The sequence below is a fragment of the Cupriavidus sp. SIMBA_020 genome (assembly GCF_046535395.1).
Lineage (GTDB): Bacteria > Pseudomonadota > Gammaproteobacteria > Burkholderiales > Burkholderiaceae > Cupriavidus > Cupriavidus campinensis.
The window spans coordinates 1-238 of the sequence record NZ_JAWRWU010001587.1; the positions used below are offsets into that span (position 1 = coordinate 1).

The 238-nt window shown below is 65.1% G+C and carries 1 protein-coding gene; it reads right to left on the reverse strand.

The annotated features are described in order from the left end of the window. On the reverse strand, positions 1 to 238 hold a 238-nt coding region (locus tag SB751_RS34960), incomplete at both ends, for a hypothetical protein (protein ID WP_410749609.1).

A 238-nucleotide genomic window follows, 5' to 3' on the forward strand; every position in this document is an offset into this window, starting at 1 on the left:
GTCGGTGGCGTAGCCGAAGGTGGAGATGAACGGCACGCCGATGGCCAATTCGTCCACCACCTGCTTGCGGCCGGTGACTTTGTCATCGAGCGTGATGACGCCGCCCTCGATCACCATGTTGTTCAGCGAGAAGCGCGGCAGGCCTTCATCGGGCTTGGGCGGCTCGTCCGGCTTGGGGGCCGTCATCTCGGCCACGCGCTGCTGCACGTCGGAGAAGTTGAAGCGGGTGACGTCCTCG